We start from the raw sequence: 16,834 nt of genomic DNA, 5'->3' as shown, positions 1-16,834 counted from the left end.
GTCAATATATTTCCCATTCTTTTTTTTGCTGCCTTTTCGTTTCCGGGCTCCCGCCCGTCCTTTTCCCGGACAGCTCATTTATTTTACCATACGCCCTCCCCCCTGTCAATCCCTTTTTTGACATTTCCCCACATTTCTCGATTTTTATGCTTTTCTTATACAAAGAGTTTTGAATACGACTTTTTCCTCCCCAAACGATTATACTATTTGCATAATTTATCGCTTTGCTCCAAGTATTTCGCAAAACGGTCTTTTCTTTTCCGGAAGTTTATGCTATAATTTTTATCGTTCCAAAGGAATTGATGTGCGCTCGTAGCTCAGCTGGATAGAGCGTTAGACTCCGACTCTAAAGGCCGCAGGTTCGACTCCTGTCGGGCGCACCAAATGAATCCGCATCACTCACGATAATGAGGGACGCGGATTCATTGTTTTCTGGGGATAGCACAATTCCCGTCGCATCAATCATCATAAAGAAGAATCATCGTTCTTTCACTGCGTTCTGCGGCCAAACCAAAAGCCCCGGCTTAAAGCCGGGGCTTTTTTCATTTATTTCATCTCTGTCCGGGCCTCCCGCTCTTTGAGGTGGGTGATATCCCGGCAGACCACCAGGCAGCCCTCCCTCTTTTGCCAAGGGATCAGGGTTGCGTCGGCGGAGGACCAGATGCCCAGCTGTTGATTGTAAATTTCCAGCGTACAGCTGCGGGTCTGGCGGATACTCCGCATGGGGCAGCTTTCACAAGGGACCTTCCTCCCCATGAACGCCTCAAAGCAGTGCATCCCCTCCCGAGCCTCGGGAAGCAGGCTGCGCGTCTTTTGGTTGATATACAAAATACTGTAGGTATCGGGATCTAGGACGTAAATCCAAGAATTTTGTTGATCAAGCAACGTCAGCAAATCCTGGGACATGCCGATGGCCTTTTCCTGGGCGCGGCGTTTGAGCAGGAACAGGGAAAGCAGGCCGGACACAAAATTGAGGGCGTCGATCTGGTCTTGGGTCCAAAGCACCTGGTCGGTGCAGTCGTCGAAGCCGACCCAGCCCTTGAATTTTCCATTGTCCCGGATCATGCATTGCAGCATGGACTTAATCCCCATCTTTTCCACCACCGCACGCAAATCCTCCGGCAGTTTGGTCACATCGGTGCAATAAAAGATGCCTCTCTCATTAAAGTAGCTTTTATAGGTGACGCTGTAGTCATTGTATCTTAGGTCTTGCAGGGTTTCCTTGGTGGAGGGAATCCCTTGGGCGCACCACTCAAAGGTGTTGCTGCACCCTTGGTCGTCGTCGGGCAGGTTTTCAAAGATATAGCACCGGCTGACCTGGAAACGGCGTCCCACCATTTCCAACACGCTTTCCACAGCTTTTTCAAAACCGGTGGTTTCATTGAGGATAGAAAGTGCGGCCGACGCCACCTCGTCCAAACTGGCGCCCGCCCTGCGGTCAAAAGCGGTGCGGGCGTTGCCGTACCCGGTCTGGCCCGACCCCGCCGGGAAAGCAGAACCAGCGTCGTAGAAATGGTATTGGTTCTTGCCCCGCTCCTTGGCCTGGTACAGCGCCATATCCGCCCGCTGGAACAGGGTCTGGAAGTCACCGCCGTCCTGGGGGCAGATGGAAACGCCCACACTGCACAGGATCTCGCATTCTTCGGGCAAGTCGTTAAAGTCCCGCTGGAAGCTCTCGATGATTCGCTCCGCCACCGACTGGACCCGCTCGGCGGAACCCGCGTCCCGGATGAGTACCAGGAACTCGTCGCCGCCGATGCGGGAAACAATGTCCTGGCTGCGGAAGAGCCTCCCCAGGAGGGCCGCTACCTTGGTGAGCACCGCGTCGCCGAACAGATGGCCAAAGCGGTCGTTTACAAATTTAAAGTTATCCATGTCGATGATGAACAGGGCGCAGACCTCTTCCTTTTCCCGCTGGGCGAGGTAGGCTTCAATCCTCTGGCGGCTGGCGGCCTTGTTGTGCAGGCCGGTCAAGGTGTCCTGCTCCGCTTTGGCCATCAGCTTTTGCGTGGCCACCTTTTCGTCGTTGATATCCACCAACATGCCCACCACCCGCAGCGGCATCCCCTCGTCATCCATCTGGGCTGTGCCCCGGATGCGGCACCAGATATACTGGCTGTCTTTGTTGAGTAGCCGGAATTCCAGCTCCCCATATCGTTTTCCCGCGCTCATTTCCTCGATAAATCTGCCAAAGGCGGCCATATCCTCGGGGTGGAGGTGGGAAACGGTGGGGATTCTGGCCGAGGCCGTGCTGCCAATGGGCTCGTAGCCGAATTTCTCCTTCCAGTTGGAGGAATAGGTGACCACGTCGGTGGCGATATCCCATTCAAAGATGATGTCGTTGGTCTGCTCCAAAATGATTTTATACCGCTCCAGGCTCAGGCGCAGCTCCTCCTGGGCCCGCTTGGTCCCGTCGATGTCGATAAGGACGCTGTAAAGGATTTCGTTGCCCTGGCTGTCGGTGATCATCTGGCCCCGGCTCATAACCCAGAAGACCTGGCCGCGTCCATCGGTGACCCGAAGCTCCAACTGAAAACTAGCGCCCCGGTTGAGCTGCTCCCGCAGCTGCCGGACCACCCGTTCCCGGTCGTCCGGATGGATGATGCGGATAAACCGGTTTTGATATTTCTGCCGGATTTCCGCCTTGCTGTATCCTAAGAACCCGTCGTCACAGTGCAACAAGGTGTAGTCCGGGTCATTCTGGCACTGGAAGATGCCGCCCAATATCCGATGCAGGACGGCGCCGTCTCCCAGCGGCCGCCGGTATTGGACGCTCTCGTCGGCCTCGGCGTCCCGCCACAGGAAGAGCGCCTTGCGCTGGCGGGGATGCTCGGTATCGATGCGCAACGCCGTGACCTCAAACCAGCGCCACCCTCCCAGCGCCGCGTCATAAATCCGGTTTTTCCAGCTCTGTTTGAGCCGCCCCTCCTCAAAAAACCGGGGCAGCTCCTTCCACCAGATGCTCAGCGCGAAATCCCGGTCGTCGGGATGGATGACCTCGTTGATGTAACGCAGCACCGCGTCCTCCAGCCGGCCCCCCTGGAATAGGGAACGGATGGCAGTCCGGGGCGCATAGGCCATTTGGTAGCGCCCCGCGGCCAAATCCACCTCCACCGCCGCCACGTTTTCATACCGGAGCATGGCGTAATATTTCATCTGCACAATCTCCAGGGGGTTGATCCCGCTCTCCGGCAACACCGGGATGGGCGGGAGCTCGGGCGTATCGCTGGACGGCACGTTGCCGTCGGCATACTCCTGCACCAAGGCCGCCAAGGTGGGCTGTGCGTTTTTAAAGCATTCCAAGAGCTTGGTGGAAAAGGCGCCGCACTCGCCTCCCAGAATCATGGCGGCCGCCCGCTCATGGGAGATGGCCTTTTTATAGACCCGGTCGGAGGTCAACGCGTCGTAAGCGTCGGCGATGCCCGCCGCTTGGGCCCAGATGGGGATGGCGTCCCCCACCAGCCCGTCGGGATACCCGCCGCCGTCCCAGCGCTCGTGGTGGTAGCGGCAGATGCTGTATGCATAGCGCAGATAATCCTGATCGCTCATACGGGAAAGCCCGGCCAGAATCTCGCATCCCTTGATCGTGTGGGTCTCCATCACCTTAAATTCCTCGGGCGTCAGGCGGCCGAGCTTATTGAGGATACTGTCGGGGATGGCGATTTTGCCGATGTCATGCATGGCCGAGGCCGACGCGATGACGCGGATTTTTTCCTCGTCCAGGTTATACTCCGGGCAGTTGCGCCACACTTCCTCCAACAGCGCCTTCATAAGCAGCCGGATGCGGCGGATATGCTGGCCCGATTCCAGGCTGCGATACTCGATGACCGAGGACAAAGCGTCTATGAGCACCTCGTTGGATTCCTGGAGTTTGACCGCCTGTTCAGCCACCATGTCCTCCAGGTTGTGTTTATGTAAAGAAAGCTCGATGATATTGTGGACCCGACGCTTGACCACATGGGGCTCAAAGGGCTTGACGATGATGTCGGAAGCCCCCAAGTCAAAAACCCGCAGCTCGCTTTCCAAGGAATTGTCCGCCGTAATGACAGCCACCGGCACCTCATCGAGCAGGGGGCTGCCGCCCAGCTCCTCCATGACCTGGTACCCACTCTTGACGGGCATAACCAGATCCAGCAGTACAATGGCGATGCTGCTGTGGTATTCTTTGAGCAGAAGGAGGGCCTGTTCCCCATTTTCCGCTTCCATCAGTTTGTATTCGTCCTGGAAGAGTCCCCCCAGAATGGCGCGGTTGATTTCCATATCGTCAACAATGAGGATGGTGTCTCTTTTCTTCACGTAAATCCCTCCTTTTCCCCGGCCCGGCGCACAGGCGAAACTGTGCTCTCAAGCTCCCGGGAAGCGCGCGGCCCTCTGCCGGTAGGTCGGTCCCTCCGGACAAAGGGCCGTCTCGGGCTCTTCTTCCGCCCCGAAGCTGGGCATAAGCGCTTCCTTGCGTATACTCCTTAAAAAGAGTAGATACAGTAAAAATTATATCATTTTGTCTGGAAAGGGGCAACGAAAGAACAGGTTTTTTGCAGAAAATTACCGATTTTCACCTTCTCCACCGGCTTGCTCCCGCCCCTTCCCACCGCCGCCGGAGCTTTCAGCCGTCTTTTGGGCCGCCCCGTTCCAATGAACGTCCCGCCCTCCCCGGCATAGCAAGCGCCTTACCCCTCTGGGAAAGCGCCGGCCTCCCCGGCGGGGGGCGGCGTCCGTTTCACTGGACCGGGGGACGACGCGCCCTTGGTTTTCCCTCTTTTTCGCTAAATTACCCCATTTTCCGTAAGAAATATGTTATACTTTTGCTAATAACGACATCGCCGGGAGGTTTTGACATGAAAACTGCCGTCTACCGGGTGTGCGCCCTCGTTTGCTATCTGTTGTCCGGAGCCGCCTTCGCCTGTTTTGTTTACGGGAGCCTCGCCCTCTCCCTGTCCCCCATCGGGAAGGTGGGGGTATTGTGCGTGGGATGCCTGTGCTTTTATCTCGGCTCCCTGGCTCTTGGCAGGACCCTGCTCCCTCCCTGGCCCCGGAGGCTCGCCGTCTTTTCTTTGGCTCTCTTTTTTATCCTCTATCTCTGGCTGCTGCTCTCCTTTACCCTCTTTGATGTGTTTTTCGGGCGCAGCGCGTTGCGCCCCATCGGGTGGAGCGGGGAGGCTTTCACCCGCTACCTGCAAACCTCCCTCAACTTGCTCCCCTTTCGTACCATTGGGGAGTTTGTCCTCGCCATCTTTACCGGCGACCTCCCACCCCGGGTCATCCTCACCAATCTCCTCGGCAACCTGTGCGCCATGATGCCCTTTGCCTTCTTCCTGCCGGCGCTCTTCCCCCGTCTGCGCTCCTGGCGGCGGTTTATCCCTGCCATGGTGCTGATCGTGGCGGGGATCGAGCTCTCCCAGTTTCTCCTCCTCACCGGCAGCTGCGATATCGACGACATCATCCTCAACGCCGGCGGGGCCTGCCTTCTCTTCGCCCTGCTCCAGTGGGCGCCGGTGAAGCGGTGGGTCCAAAAGCTCACCCTGGAAGACGCCCCGGCGCTCCCAGCGAGAAGGGACCGGCCTTAAAACCGGTCCCTTTGCGCCCCTTTCCCACCCATGGAAGGACTACCGTCCATCCCGGACCGCCTACGAAAGCGGCAGGCGCTCGGCCCAGCAGCCCGCAGCGCGGCGCGCAATGGGACAAATTCTCCCCTTCGCTCCACAAAAAAGTCCCGGCGGAAGATTCCGCCGGGACTTTTTTCTCAAAGGTGGCGCCGCTTACTTCCCGCTTTCCGGCAGGAGCCGGACGCAATCCCATAAGAAGACGAGATGGAGCAAAAGCAGGCCCCCAAAAATGATCAGCTGGGTCGCCGGGGTCATGGCGCAGGCGATGCCGCTGCTTTGGTGGATGAGATTGGCGGCGGCCAGCACGCCGTAGCCGGCGGCGCATAGGGCATAGAGTGCGCAAAAGAGCCGCCGGCGCCTCTTGACGATATGGTAGAGGGCCAGTCCCAGCACCGCGGCTGCAACCGCCAGCCCACAAAAGAATAGGACGGTGGAAAAAATCAGTTCCATGGCGCTCCCTCCTTAGGTCAGCGGCGGACAGTAGGTGCTGCCAAAGGTCAGCCACAGTCCCGCCGCCACCAACGCGAGCGCCGCCACGACGGCCACTCCCCGAAGGATGGAAAACATTTTGCTTCTATGATCGGTCATGGGGTTTCCTCCTGTTCCAATTGTAAGAGCTTTTCTTTCACGGACAACCCGCCTGCATAGCCGGTCAGGGAGCCGTTTGCCCCCACCACCCGGTGGCAGGGAACAACGATGGCGATGGGGTTTTTGTTGTTGGCCATCCCCACCGCCCGGCAGGCCGTGGGCTGGCCGATGGCGGCGGCGATCTGTCCGTAAGTCCTCGTTTCACCGTAGGGAATCTCTAAAAGCGCCGCCCAGACCTTTTGCTGGAAGGGCGTCCCTTTGGGGGCAAGGGGCAGGGAAAACCGGCGGCGCTCCCCCGCGAAATACTCGTCCAGCTCCCGGGCCGCCTGGCGCAGGAGAAGGGACTCTTCCAAGCGGTCCCCCTCGCGCAGGGCCGTTTGGCCGCCAAAGTGTACGCCGGTGAGTGCTTGTCCTTCTTCCCGCAGCAGCAGTTCCCCCACGGGGCTAACATAAACAAAGGCGTTTGCCATCTTTTTCTCCTCCTTTAGGCACCACCGCGCGGGGCCGCGTCGCAAGGGCCCCGCGCACTTCCTATTTCTTGGCGCGGCGTTTTGTGGCTTTATGATAACACAAAAATATGTCCGCACCATTTCGGCATTCGCATCATTTGGTTACAAAATCATCTCCCTCCCCGCCCCGCTCTTCCCGGGCGCCGGAGGAGAGCATGGCGCAAAGAAGAAACCCTCCCCAGAAAGAAACGGATAATAACAGGGCGGACACGGTCAATACTATGCTCATTAGGGTCCTCCTCTTCTGACTCCACCGGTTGCAAACGGCGGTAAAATCCCGCATTGCCCAACCGGAGTTTCGGTTGCTTTTCTATCCAGTTGTGATATAATAGCCGCAGAAACACCCCCGCGGTTTTCCTGCATCTATTGCTATCTTAGCAAAACGCATCCTTTTGGTGACGCATTTGGGGTATTTTCTTTTATTTTTCCGTTACTATTCTTTGATTGGGCGGCTGGTCCCGCCATTTTGTGATAAGGAAAGGGAATTCTTTATGAACATTCTCATTATCGGCTGCCGGAAGGCGGGCTCGCGGCTCGCTTCCATCCTGTGCCGGATGAACCATGACGTCTCGGTGCTGGACAAGGAAGAGGAAAGCTTTGACCGGCTGGACGACGATTTTTGCGGCATCACCGTGGCGGGCGTGCCCATCGACTTGGATGTGCTGCGCAACGCGGGCATCGAAAACTGCGACGCCGTCATCTGCGTCACCCCCAACGACAACGTCAATATCATGGCCTCCCAGATGGCCAAGGAGATATTCCATGTGCCGGTGGTTATCTGCCGGATTTACGACCCCAGCCGGGAGGAGATTTTCTCCCACATCGGTATCCATACGGTATGCCCCACCAACCTGACGGTCTCCTCCATCTGTTCCGCGTTGGCCGACACCGACATCGGTGAGTATATGGCCTTCGGCACTTCTACCGTCCGCTTCACCACCCATGACCTGCCGGCCCAGATGGCGGGCGGCACCATGAAGGAGCTTCAAATGGAGCCGGAGCACCAGCTCTTCGGGGTCCTCAACAGCAAAGGCCTCTTCCACCCGGCCATGGAGCGGGATTATATCTTGCGGGAAGACGACCGGCTGGTGGTCGCCAGCATGGTTCACTAGCGCCGCCCATCGGACAAACAGCGCGAAACGTAAAACCCGCGCCTGTCCGTTTTTATAGCGCAGCTGCAAAAAATAGTCTCTGGTTCCTGTTTTTGCCCTGTGTCCCCAGACGCCGCTTCTGCGGGGACCCAGCGCAGACAGGGCGCCGCGAGCGCGCGGCGCCCTGCGTATCATCAATTTTACGATATCCAGCACAGGCCGCCAAAAGCGCGGCGGGGAGGATTTTTATGAAAGTCATCGTTGTCGGCGGCGGAAAGGTCGGCTATTATCTGTCCAAGACCCTCTTGGCTCATGGCCACCAGCCCCATATTATCGAAGTCAACAAGAAAATCTGCGCCAATTTGGCCGAGCATTTGGAACTGCCGGTGGTCAACGGGGACGGCACCACCCTGGAAGGCCTCTCGGAGGCGGAGGCGGAAACCGCCGATGCGCTGGTGAGCGTCACCGGGCGGGACGAGGACAACCTCATCGCCTGTCAGCTGGCCAAGCGGCATTTCAGCGTTCCCAAGACGGTGGCCCGTGTCAACAACCCCCGCAATTTGGAGGTCATGAAGGCCCTGGGAGTGGATATCCCCATCAGCTCCACCGACAACATCGCCCGGCTTTTGGAGCGGGAAGTGGACACTTCCCGCATCCGCCAGCTCCTGGCCCTCAACCGGGGGGAAGCCTCCATCATCGAGCTGCTGGTGCCCAAAAACTACGCCTTGGACGGCATCACTCTGTCGGAGCTGCGCCTGCCCCAGGATTGCGTCATCTGCACCATCACCCGGGACGACGTCCTGCTCATCCCCCGCGGTAATACCACCATCCTCTCCGGCGATCGGATTCTCGTTATCGCCAAGGATACCATCATCCACGACCTGACCAAGATGCTTCGTTTAGAATAATTACCTCTATGATAAAGGGGGCCGGACTTCCGGCCCCCTTTTTTTGTAGGAAAGGTCTTTTTTTAATCGCTTTAGCAAAACAAAGACTAAATTATTAGATAAAATAGCAATTGACGGAGCCCGGGATAAAGTGCATAATAAACATGTAAACTTTTATAATGTTTAAAAGTTTTAGATAATCTTCACAATCCCGTCCTTATGACAAAAGAGAGAGGGTGTATCACATGAAAAAAACCATCATCACCATTAGCCGGCAGTATGGCAGCGGCGGCAAAGAAGTCGGCGAGAATTTGGCGAAGAAATTGGGCGTCCCCTTCTATGACAAGGAGATCATCGCCATGGCTGCCCGTTCCAGCGGCCTCGACGCGGAACTCTTCGAAAAGGCCGATCAAAAAGCCACCAACAGTCTGCTCTATGCCCTGTCCATGTTCGGAACCACCGCCACCACCTACAATGCCGCTTCCTATGATGGACTTCCCCTCGCAGACAAACTCTTTATCATCCAGTCGGACATCATCCGCTCCATTGCGGCCAAGGGCTCCTGTGTCATCGTCGGGCGCTGCGCCGACTATGTCCTGGCCGACGACCCCAGCTGCATCAACATCTTCCTCACCTCCGACTGGGCCAGCCGCGTGCGCCGGGCCACCCGCCAGTATGAACTGGACCCCTCCGATGCCGAGGATATCATCCGCAAGACCGATAAGAAGCGGGCCGCTTACTACAATTTCTACACCGGGCTCAAATGGGGCCATGTGGACAATTACCACCTGTGCCTGAATACCGACGCCATCGGTTTGGAAAATGCGGTGGACCTCATCGCCAGCTATGTGAGCATCCGGGAAAACGATGATTAACAAATAGTATTATTCCACAAAAATATAATATATGGTAAAAGAAGCGCCGGTGGATTCCGGCGCTTCTTTTTTAGATGTAGCCGTACATCCCCCGGACGGATGCCTCCCCGGCGGCGATGTGCACCACTTTCCCATCCACATGTAAAATCAGGTTGCCGTCTTCTCCCACGTCCAGCGCGGTGCCCTCCAGCGTCCTGCCGCCGTCGGTCACCCGGACCTGACGGCCCAGCGTCACACATTGGCGCCCGTATTCCTCCCGCAGCGCGCCGAAACCGGCGGCGGCAAAGCGCTCGCAAAGCGGTTCCAGCTCATTGAGAATCCGGGCCGCCACGGCAAAGGGCTCCACTTTCACACCGGTGGCCGCCGCCACACTGGTGGCATAGGGCAGGTCCCGGGCGGCGAAGTCCTCCTCCGTCTGCACCAAATTGACCCCCATGCCGCAAACGGCCCAGCTCTCCCCGGCCATCACCCGGGATTCGCAGAGGATGCCGCAGACCTTTTTGCCCCCTGTCACCACATCGTTGGTCCACTTGATGCCAAAGCTCTCCTTCGTGAGGCCCTCCAGCGCCCGGGCCACCGCCATACCGCATACCAGCGGCAGGGCGGCCATCTGTTTGAGCAAAAAGGGACGCAGGAGCAGGCTCATGGCTAGGGCCTCCCGATCGGTGGGGGCCCACTGGCGCCCCAGCCGTCCCTTGCCCGCCACCTGGCGTTCGGCGATGACCACCGTGCCGTGGGGCAGACGCTCTCCCTCCCGCTTGAGATAGTCATTGGTGGAATCCACCTCGTCGAGATAGATACAGTTTTGTCCCAGCACCTGGGTGGTTAGATTCTGTAATTCCATGTTTGATCGTCCCTTTTATTACTTTAAGTATATTATATTTGTTACTATACCATTAGGAGTGATATCGATAATGCCATAGGAGGGCCTTCCGTCCCGGGGATGGCCGAGACTGCCGGGATTGAGGAGGTAGAGCCCGTCCTCGTAGCTACACACCGGTACATGGGTGTGACCGAACAGGGCGATCTGAGCGTCCTCCTCCCGGGTCCACTTTTTGAGGGGCTCGAGACTCCCTTTCACTCCCAGCGTGTGGCCGTGGGCCATGGCGATGCGCACGCCGCCCTCCTCGATGACCCGGGTAAGGGGCGCGTCGCTGCCATAGTCGCAGTTGCCGGGCACCCCCAGCACCGCTTTTTCGGGATAGCAGTTCCGGATGTCCTCCATGTCCCGGATATGGTCCCCCAGATGGAGGAAAAGCGCGGCGGCGGGCTGGGCCTCCACCACCTTTTTGAGCCCGAAAAAGTCCCGGTGGGAATCGGAAAACACCACGATGCGCATGGCCGACGCCTCCTTTTTTCTTCAAACTTCCTCTATTATACCCGCCTTGTCCCCGGAAGACAACCACCCTTCTCCCAGATCTTTCCGCCCCTCCCCTCCTTTACAAGGGCCCTCCTTCCGGGGTACAATGGAAGCACCGACGCTCTGAAAGGAGGGCCGCCATGATTTCACCCAACGACATCCCCTCCCACCTCCTCATGGGGCGGACGGACACCCACATCTATCTGCGGCCCCATCCGGCGCTGCGGGGGCTCATCGCCCACTACACCCTCATCTTCCCCGGCAGCCCGGGACAGGCGGGGGAGAGCCTGACCCTCATCCCCGACGCCAGCGGCTGCCTGATCTTCATCCTGCGCCCCGACCGGGTGGAGGGGCTCATCTGGGGCGCCACCACCCAGGCGGCGGTGGTCCATAACGACTTTGCCACCTGTCCGCCCCGGGTCTTCGTGGAGTTTCTCCCCGGCACCCTTTCCCTCTTTGCCCATTTGCCCCAGGAGGAACTGAGCGACCGGCGGCTTCCCCTCTCCGCCGTCTCGGCGGCCCTCACCCCCGAAGTCGCCCGGATTGCGGAGGAATCTTCCTCCACCGGGGCCTTCATCGCGGGGCTCGACGCCCTGCTTTTAAAGATCATCGAGGGACGGGAGCGGCCGGCCGCCGTCCTCCATGGACTCAAAAGGCTGCGGGAGACGGACGGGATGCTCTCCATTTCGGCCCTCGCCCAGGAGACCGGGTACAGCGCCCGGCACCTCAGCCGCCTCTTTGGGGAATATGTGGGGATGTCGGCCAAGACCTTCGCTCGGGTGCTGCGGGTAAATCTAATCCTCTCCCGGATGCGGGAGGGCGCGGACTCCCTCACCCTCACGGCCCAGGAGGCCGGGTTCTACGACCAGTCCCACTTCATCCGCGATTTTTCCCGCATCTGCGGCGCGGCCCCCACCGACTATCTCCAAAACCTGTCCGATTTTTACAATGAAACCTTTAAATTTTAGGATAAGATAAAGGTAGGCGCTCATCGCCGTGCCGTTTCCTCTCCGGGTCCTCCTTTGGAGCGGGAATCGGACGGCGGAGAGCCTATGTACATTCGGCGCGCCGCCCGCTTTTCTCACCGGCGGCAGCCACGGCGGACCTTACGTCTTGTCCGTGGCGGAAGGAGGTTTCCCATGAAATTTGAATCCCCGCTTTTGGCTGTCAAAGATATCGCCGTCTCCCGGCGCTTTTACGAAGAGGTCCTGGGCCTGCAGATGATCGTGGACCACGGCCGGAACATCGTCCTCACGGGAGGGCTCTCCCTCCAGCAGGACTTTCCCGAAATGCTGGGCCTCGACCCGGACTCCCTCGTCCAATGTTCCCGCAACGCGGAAATGTACTTCGAAGAAGAGGATTTTCTCGGCTTTGTGGAGAAGCTCACTTCCCGGGGGGACATCAAGCTTGTCCATCCCATGATGGAACAGCCCTGGGGACAAAGGTGCATCCGCTTTTATGACCCGGACGGCCACATCATCGAGGTGGGCGAGCCCATGCCGCTGGTGGTCATCCGTCATCTGGTGTCGGGCATGAGCCCCGATCAGGTGAGCGAACTGACCATGTGCCCCCTCCCCATCGTCCTGGCCGCGCGGAAAAACATCATGAACAAGTAAAAAAAGGGCGCTCCCGCGGGAGCGCCCTTTTCTTTTGGGCGGAGTCGTTTCCCCGCCAAAAAGGAGGCCGAAATATCGGCCTCCTTTTGATTATTCCTCGTTTTCTTTCTCCATGACCGCGATGTGCAGTTCCCGGATGTCCTTTTCGTCCACCTCGGCCGGACACATGGTCATCAGCTCGCTGGCGTTTTGCACCTTGGGGAAGGCGATGACGTCCCGGATGGAATCCTTGTGGAGCAGGAGCATCACCAGCCGGTCCAGGCCGAAGGCCATGCCGCCGTGGGGCGGCGCGCCGTACTGGAAGGCGTCGATCAGATAACCGAACCGCTCATGGGATGCCTCGGGGGTGAAGCCCAGGGCCTCGAACATCTTCTCCTGCAGCTCCGGGTCGTTGATGCGGATGGAGCCGCCGCCCACCTCGCAGCCGTTTAAGACCATGTCGTAGGCCAAAGCGTGAACGCCGGCCGGGTCGGTGAAGAGCTTGTCCACGTCCTCCAGTTTCGGGCAGGTGAAGGGATGGTGCTTGGCCACATACCGGTCCTCTTCCTCGGAATACTCGAACTGGGGGAAATCGGTGACCCAGAGGAGATCGAATTTACTCTCGTCGATGAGGGAGAGGCGCTTTGCCAGCTCGCACCGCAGCGCGCCCAGGCTGTCGTAGACCACCTGCTTGTCACCGTCGGCCACCACCAGGATGACGTCGCCGGTCTGGGCCCCCACCTTCTGGCGCAGGGCGGTTTTCTCCTCCTCGCTGAGAAACTTCTCAAAGCTGGAGGTCTCCTTGTCGGGGGTCAGTCTTGTGTAGGCAAGGCCCTTGGCCTTATAGGTCTTGACAAAGTCGGTGAGCTTGTCGATCTCCTTGCGGGAGAGCTTCTCCGCGCCCCCCGGCACCAAAATCGCCTTGACCGCGCCGCCGGCGGACAGAGCCCCGGCGAAGACTTTAAACGCACAGTGCGCGAGCACATCGCCAAGATCGATGAGCTCCAAGCCGAACCGGGTGTCCGGCTTGTCCGAGCCAAAGCGCTCCATGGCTTCCTCATAGGAGATGCGGCGGAAGGGCGTCTCGATGTCCACGCCCAACGCCTCCTTAAAGACCCGCTTCATGAAGCCTTCGTTGACCGTCATTACGTCGTCCTGGTCCACAAAGGACATTTCCAGGTCGATCTGGGTAAATTCCGGCTGCCGGTCGGCCCTCAGGTCCTCGTCCCGGAAACAGCGGGCGATCTGCATGTACCGGTCAAACCCGGAGAGCATGAGCAGCTGCTTATACTGCTGGGGGGACTGGGGCAGGGCGTAAAACTTGCCCGGATGGACCCGGGAGGGCACCAGGTAGTCCCGGGCCCCCTCGGGGGTGGATTTGATGAGGATGGGGGTCTCGATTTCCAAGAAGCCGTTTTCGTCGTAGTAGTCCCGGGCGATCTTGACGATACGGTGGCGCATCTGCATGGCGTACTGCATCTCGGAACGCCGCAGGTCCAGGTAGCGGTATCTCAGCCGCAATTCCTCCTTGACGCTGGTCTCGTCGGTGATCTCGAAGGGCGGGGTTTTGGCCTCGTTTAAAATACGCAGATCGGTGACGAAGATTTCGATGGTGCCGGTCTTGATCTCGGTGTTCACCGATTCCCTTTTCCGAACCGTCCCCTTGGCCATGAGCACAAACTCGGCCCGCACCTTGGCCGCCTTCTCCATGATGGCGCGGTCGGAGGCGTCGTCAAAGGCCAACTGGACAATGCCGGTGCGGTCCCGCAGGTCGATGAAGATGAGGTTGCCCAAATCCCGGGTCTTCTGCGTAAATCCGCACACGACCACTTCCCTGCCGATGTCGCTTTCGGAAACCTCGGTGCAGTAATGGGTTCGTTTGAGGCCCTGCATGGTTTCGTTCATACAATCTCTCTCCTTTGGTCTTTACAACAAATTTTTAAGCGGCAGGTCGCCGAAGCTCTCGGCAATCTGTTCGATGGTATCGTTCTGGTCGTTTTCATAGATGGCGGTGAGCACGCCGCCCTCTTCGAATTTGACGTCGATCTGCTGGGAGGTGGCCATGTTCTTGAGCTTGGCGACCCCTGTTTCCAGCTCGTTGTCCCCCAGCACCAGAGTGTACCGGGCGCCGATCTTGTCGGCGTACTTCATCTGGGCCTTGAGGCTGCGGCTCATGCTGTCGCACTGGGCGAAGAAGCCCTCCTCCCGCAGCTGCATGGCAAGCTGGCAGGCTTTCACCGAGGCGGCCTCCCCCATGGAGGCGATGTAGATGTCGCAGGCCGGTTCCTCCGGGAACTGGGCTCCGGTCTTCTCCATGAGGAGGAGGAGCCGCTCCAGCCCCATGGCAAAACCCAGCGCCGGGGTTTCCTTGCCGCCCAGCATCCCGATGAGCCCGTCGTACCGGCCGCCGCCGCAGACCGTGCCCTGGGCGCCGATATTTTCGGAGACAAACTCAAACACCGTGCGGGTGTAATAGTCGAGGCCCCGGACAATGGTGGGGTTGACCACAAAGTCGATGCCCATGGCGTTTAGGCGGGTCTTGACCCCCTCGAAGTGCTCCCGGCAGTCGTCGCAGATATAGTCGATGATCTTGGGCGCGCCCTTGGCTATCTCCTGGCACTCGGGGCTCTTGCAGTCGAGAATCCGCATGGGATTCTTTTCGAGCCGCCCCAAACAAGTTTCGCAGAGCTTGTCCTTGTAGGCGCTAAAGTATTCCACCAGTTTCTTGTGGTAGGCGGCCCTACAGGTGGGGCAGCCGATGGAGTTGAGTTCCAGCCGGATGCCCTCCACGCCCAGCACCCGGAAGATTTCGTTTGCCACGGCGATGACCTGGGCGTCGGCCGAGGGGGCCGCGGCGCCCAGCATCTCGATGCCGAACTGATGAAATTCCCGCAGGCGTCCGGCCTGGGGCTTCTCATACCGGAAGCAGGAGACCACATAGCTGGCCATCACCGGCAAAGCGTCCCCCAAGAGGCCGTTTTGCATGGCAGCGCGGACCACCCCCGCCGTCCCTTCGGGGCGCAGGGTGATGGAGCGGTTGCCTTTGTCCTGGAAGGTGTACATCTCCTTTTGCACCACGTCGGTGGTGTCCCCCACCGAGCGGGTGAACAGCTCCGTGTGCTCAAAGACCGGGGTCCTGATTTCTCTAAAGCCAAAGAGGGCCGCCGTCTCCATGGCCGTCTTCTCCAAATACTTCCACCGGCCGCTTTGGCTGGGAAGCACGTCCTGGGTGCCCCGGGGGGCGTTTGTCAATAATGCCACTGTGATCTCTCCTTATTCTTTCACCGCCTACCGGCGGGGGTTGTCGCGGACCTGCGGTCAGCATGTCGCGCCCTAAAGTTTTCATCACAACATTGTCGCGTTGCCCGCGCTCAGGGTACGAACGCACTACAACGCGGTACGGCGGCGGACACTGTCCGCACGGCGGGGGTTGTCGCGGACCTGCGGTCAGCGTGCCTCGCCCTAAAGTTTACTTTGCTACACCGCCGCGTTGCACGCGTTTGGGTTGCCGTCGCGCCGCAGCGCGGCTTGGGGATGGGCACTGCCCATAAAAATACTCCTCCTCCCGCCAAATGTCAATGACACTGGTAAGGGACGAGGAGTTTTTTCCACGTGTTGCCACCCTGATTGAGCAAAACCATCGGATTTTGCCCCACTCATTGCCCCTTAACGCGGGATACGTGCCGCCCTACGCCTCCCGTTCACCGGAATTTCAGGCGGCCTGCTCGGCGGGTGTCTGTTCACAACGTCCGTCTTGACCCAAACCAGCTCTCAGCCAGTGGCTGGTTCTCTCTGCTGCTGTCCGGCCTTTGTTACTTTTCCCGCTTAAAGCGCATTTGTACCATTTTATTTCGCAACAGCTTTATTTCACGCTGCTGGGATTGACAATGTTTCTCCAGTCCAGATCGCCCCGCTCCAAGCTGTGGATAAGGGCCTCAGCCGTGGCGATATTGGTCGCTACGGGGATGTTATGGACGTCGCACAGACGGAGCATGTCCGCCTCTTTGGGCTCGTGAGCCTTGGGTGTCAGAGGGTCCCGGAAAAAGAGGAGCAGGTCGATTTCATTGCAGGCAATCCGCGCCGAAATTTGCTGGTCTCCACCCTGGGAACCGCTGAGGAATCGGAACACCTGCAAACCTGTGGCCTCGGCCACCAGTTTGCCCGTTGTCCCTGTTGCGCAGATATTGTGGCGGCTCAGGATACCGCAGTAAGCAATACAAAATTGCACCATCAGTTCCTTTTTCGTGTCGTGAGCGATGATTGCTATATTCAAGTGATTCCCTCCCCTGAGTGATGATTTTCTTTTTATGGTGTTCTTTCCTTCAT

The 16,834-nt window shown here is 58.6% G+C and carries 16 protein-coding genes and 1 tRNA gene; 7 read left to right on the top strand and 10 right to left on the bottom strand.

Annotated features, from left to right (window positions below; all coding sequences use genetic code 11):
• Positions 1-306 precede the first annotated feature (306 nt).
• A tRNA-Arg gene (locus tag H8709_RS11150) sits at positions 307-383 on the top strand.
• A gap of 163 nt (positions 384-546) precedes the next feature.
• Here the strand turns inward: H8709_RS11150 and H8709_RS11145 are convergent.
• On the bottom strand, positions 547-4,296 hold the full coding sequence (locus H8709_RS11145; protein WP_262398415.1) for a diguanylate cyclase domain-containing protein: 3,750 nt from the start codon (positions 4,294-4,296) through the stop codon (positions 547-549).
• 539 nt (positions 4,297-4,835) lie between these two features.
• On the opposite strand from H8709_RS11145, the gene H8709_RS11140 reads away from it, so the two are divergent.
• A complete protein-coding gene (locus H8709_RS11140; protein WP_262398414.1) occupies positions 4,836-5,564 on the top strand; it encodes a VanZ family protein in 729 nt (242 codons plus the stop codon).
• Between the two features lie 192 nt (positions 5,565-5,756).
• On the opposite strand, the gene H8709_RS11135 is transcribed toward H8709_RS11140, so the two are convergent.
• From H8709_RS11135 to H8709_RS11120, 4 genes are all read right to left on the bottom strand, one after another.
• Positions 5,757-6,053 carry a hypothetical protein gene (locus H8709_RS11135; protein ID WP_262398413.1) on the bottom strand — a complete coding sequence of 99 codons (297 nt, stop codon included), beginning with the start codon at positions 6,051-6,053 and terminating at the stop codon, positions 5,757-5,759.
• 12 nt (positions 6,054-6,065) lie between these two features.
• The gene (locus H8709_RS11130) at positions 6,066-6,191 is read right to left on the bottom strand and encodes a hypothetical protein (protein ID WP_262398412.1); all 126 of its coding nucleotides are present in this window, start codon (positions 6,189-6,191) and stop codon (positions 6,066-6,068) included.
• The gene (locus tag H8709_RS11125) at positions 6,188-6,661 is read right to left on the bottom strand and encodes a methylated-DNA--[protein]-cysteine S-methyltransferase (RefSeq protein ID WP_262398411.1); all 474 of its coding nucleotides are present in this window, start codon (positions 6,659-6,661) and stop codon (positions 6,188-6,190) included. Before H8709_RS11125 ends, H8709_RS11130 begins: the two co-directional genes overlap by 4 nt.
• Before the next feature lie 133 nt (positions 6,662-6,794).
• Complete coding sequence (locus H8709_RS11120) at positions 6,795-6,929, bottom strand: hypothetical protein (protein WP_262398410.1); 135 nt, start codon at positions 6,927-6,929, stop codon at positions 6,795-6,797.
• Positions 6,930-7,191: 262 nt separating this feature from the next.
• Between H8709_RS11120 and H8709_RS11115 the strand changes: the two genes are divergently transcribed.
• The 3 genes from H8709_RS11115 to H8709_RS11105 all read left to right on the top strand — a co-directional run bounded on the left by H8709_RS11115 (position 7,192) and on the right by H8709_RS11105 (position 9,553).
• Positions 7,192-7,812, top strand: coding sequence for a potassium channel family protein (locus tag H8709_RS11115; protein ID WP_262398409.1), 621 nt, complete (start codon positions 7,192-7,194; stop codon positions 7,810-7,812).
• Between the two features lie 227 nt (positions 7,813-8,039).
• Positions 8,040-8,699 (top strand): NAD-binding protein, encoded by a 660-nt coding sequence (locus H8709_RS11110; protein WP_262398408.1) that lies wholly within the window; start codon positions 8,040-8,042, stop codon positions 8,697-8,699.
• A gap of 224 nt (positions 8,700-8,923) precedes the next feature.
• A complete protein-coding gene (locus H8709_RS11105; protein WP_262398407.1) occupies positions 8,924-9,553 on the top strand; it encodes a cytidylate kinase-like family protein in 630 nt (209 codons plus the stop codon).
• A 70-nt stretch (positions 9,554-9,623) separates the two neighbouring features.
• Here H8709_RS11105 and H8709_RS11100 read toward each other — a convergent pair whose 3' ends face one another.
• Positions 9,624-10,397, bottom strand: a complete 774-nt coding sequence (locus tag H8709_RS11100; protein ID WP_262398406.1) for a biotin--[acetyl-CoA-carboxylase] ligase — start codon at positions 10,395-10,397, stop codon at positions 9,624-9,626.
• 18 nt (positions 10,398-10,415) lie between these two features.
• Positions 10,416-10,892, bottom strand: a complete 477-nt coding sequence (locus tag H8709_RS11095) for a metallophosphoesterase family protein (protein ID WP_262398405.1) — start codon at positions 10,890-10,892, stop codon at positions 10,416-10,418.
• 161 nt (positions 10,893-11,053) lie between these two features.
• Between H8709_RS11095 and H8709_RS11090 the strand changes: the two genes are divergently transcribed.
• The gene (locus tag H8709_RS11090) at positions 11,054-11,881 is read left to right on the top strand and encodes a helix-turn-helix domain-containing protein (RefSeq protein WP_262398404.1); all 828 of its coding nucleotides are present in this window, start codon (positions 11,054-11,056) and stop codon (positions 11,879-11,881) included.
• Positions 11,882-12,052: 171 nt separating this feature from the next.
• Complete coding sequence (locus tag H8709_RS11085; RefSeq protein ID WP_262398403.1) at positions 12,053-12,529, top strand: VOC family protein; 477 nt, start codon at positions 12,053-12,055, stop codon at positions 12,527-12,529.
• 90 nt (positions 12,530-12,619) lie between these two features.
• Here the strand turns inward: H8709_RS11085 and aspS are convergent, their stop codons facing one another.
• From aspS to H8709_RS11070, 3 genes are all read right to left on the bottom strand, one after another.
• Positions 12,620-14,413: an aspartate--tRNA ligase gene (gene aspS, locus H8709_RS11080; RefSeq protein WP_262398402.1), complete on the bottom strand. Its 1,794-nt coding sequence runs from the start codon at positions 14,411-14,413 to the stop codon at positions 12,620-12,622.
• 21 nt (positions 14,414-14,434) lie between these two features.
• A complete protein-coding gene (gene hisS / locus H8709_RS11075; RefSeq protein ID WP_262398401.1) occupies positions 14,435-15,769 on the bottom strand; it encodes a histidine--tRNA ligase in 1,335 nt (444 codons plus the stop codon).
• Between the two features lie 601 nt (positions 15,770-16,370).
• Positions 16,371-16,781 (bottom strand): methylglyoxal synthase, encoded by a 411-nt coding sequence (locus H8709_RS11070; protein WP_262398400.1) that lies wholly within the window; start codon positions 16,779-16,781, stop codon positions 16,371-16,373.
• Between the last annotated feature and the right edge of the window lie 53 nt (positions 16,782-16,834).

Origin of the sequence: Zongyangia hominis (assembly GCF_014385095.1) — a bacterium.
GTDB classification, from domain to species: domain Bacteria; phylum Bacillota; class Clostridia; order Oscillospirales; family Ruminococcaceae; genus Zongyangia; species Zongyangia hominis.
Note: the sequence above shows the minus strand (reverse complement) of the source record. Positions and strands in the feature narration are given on the sequence as shown.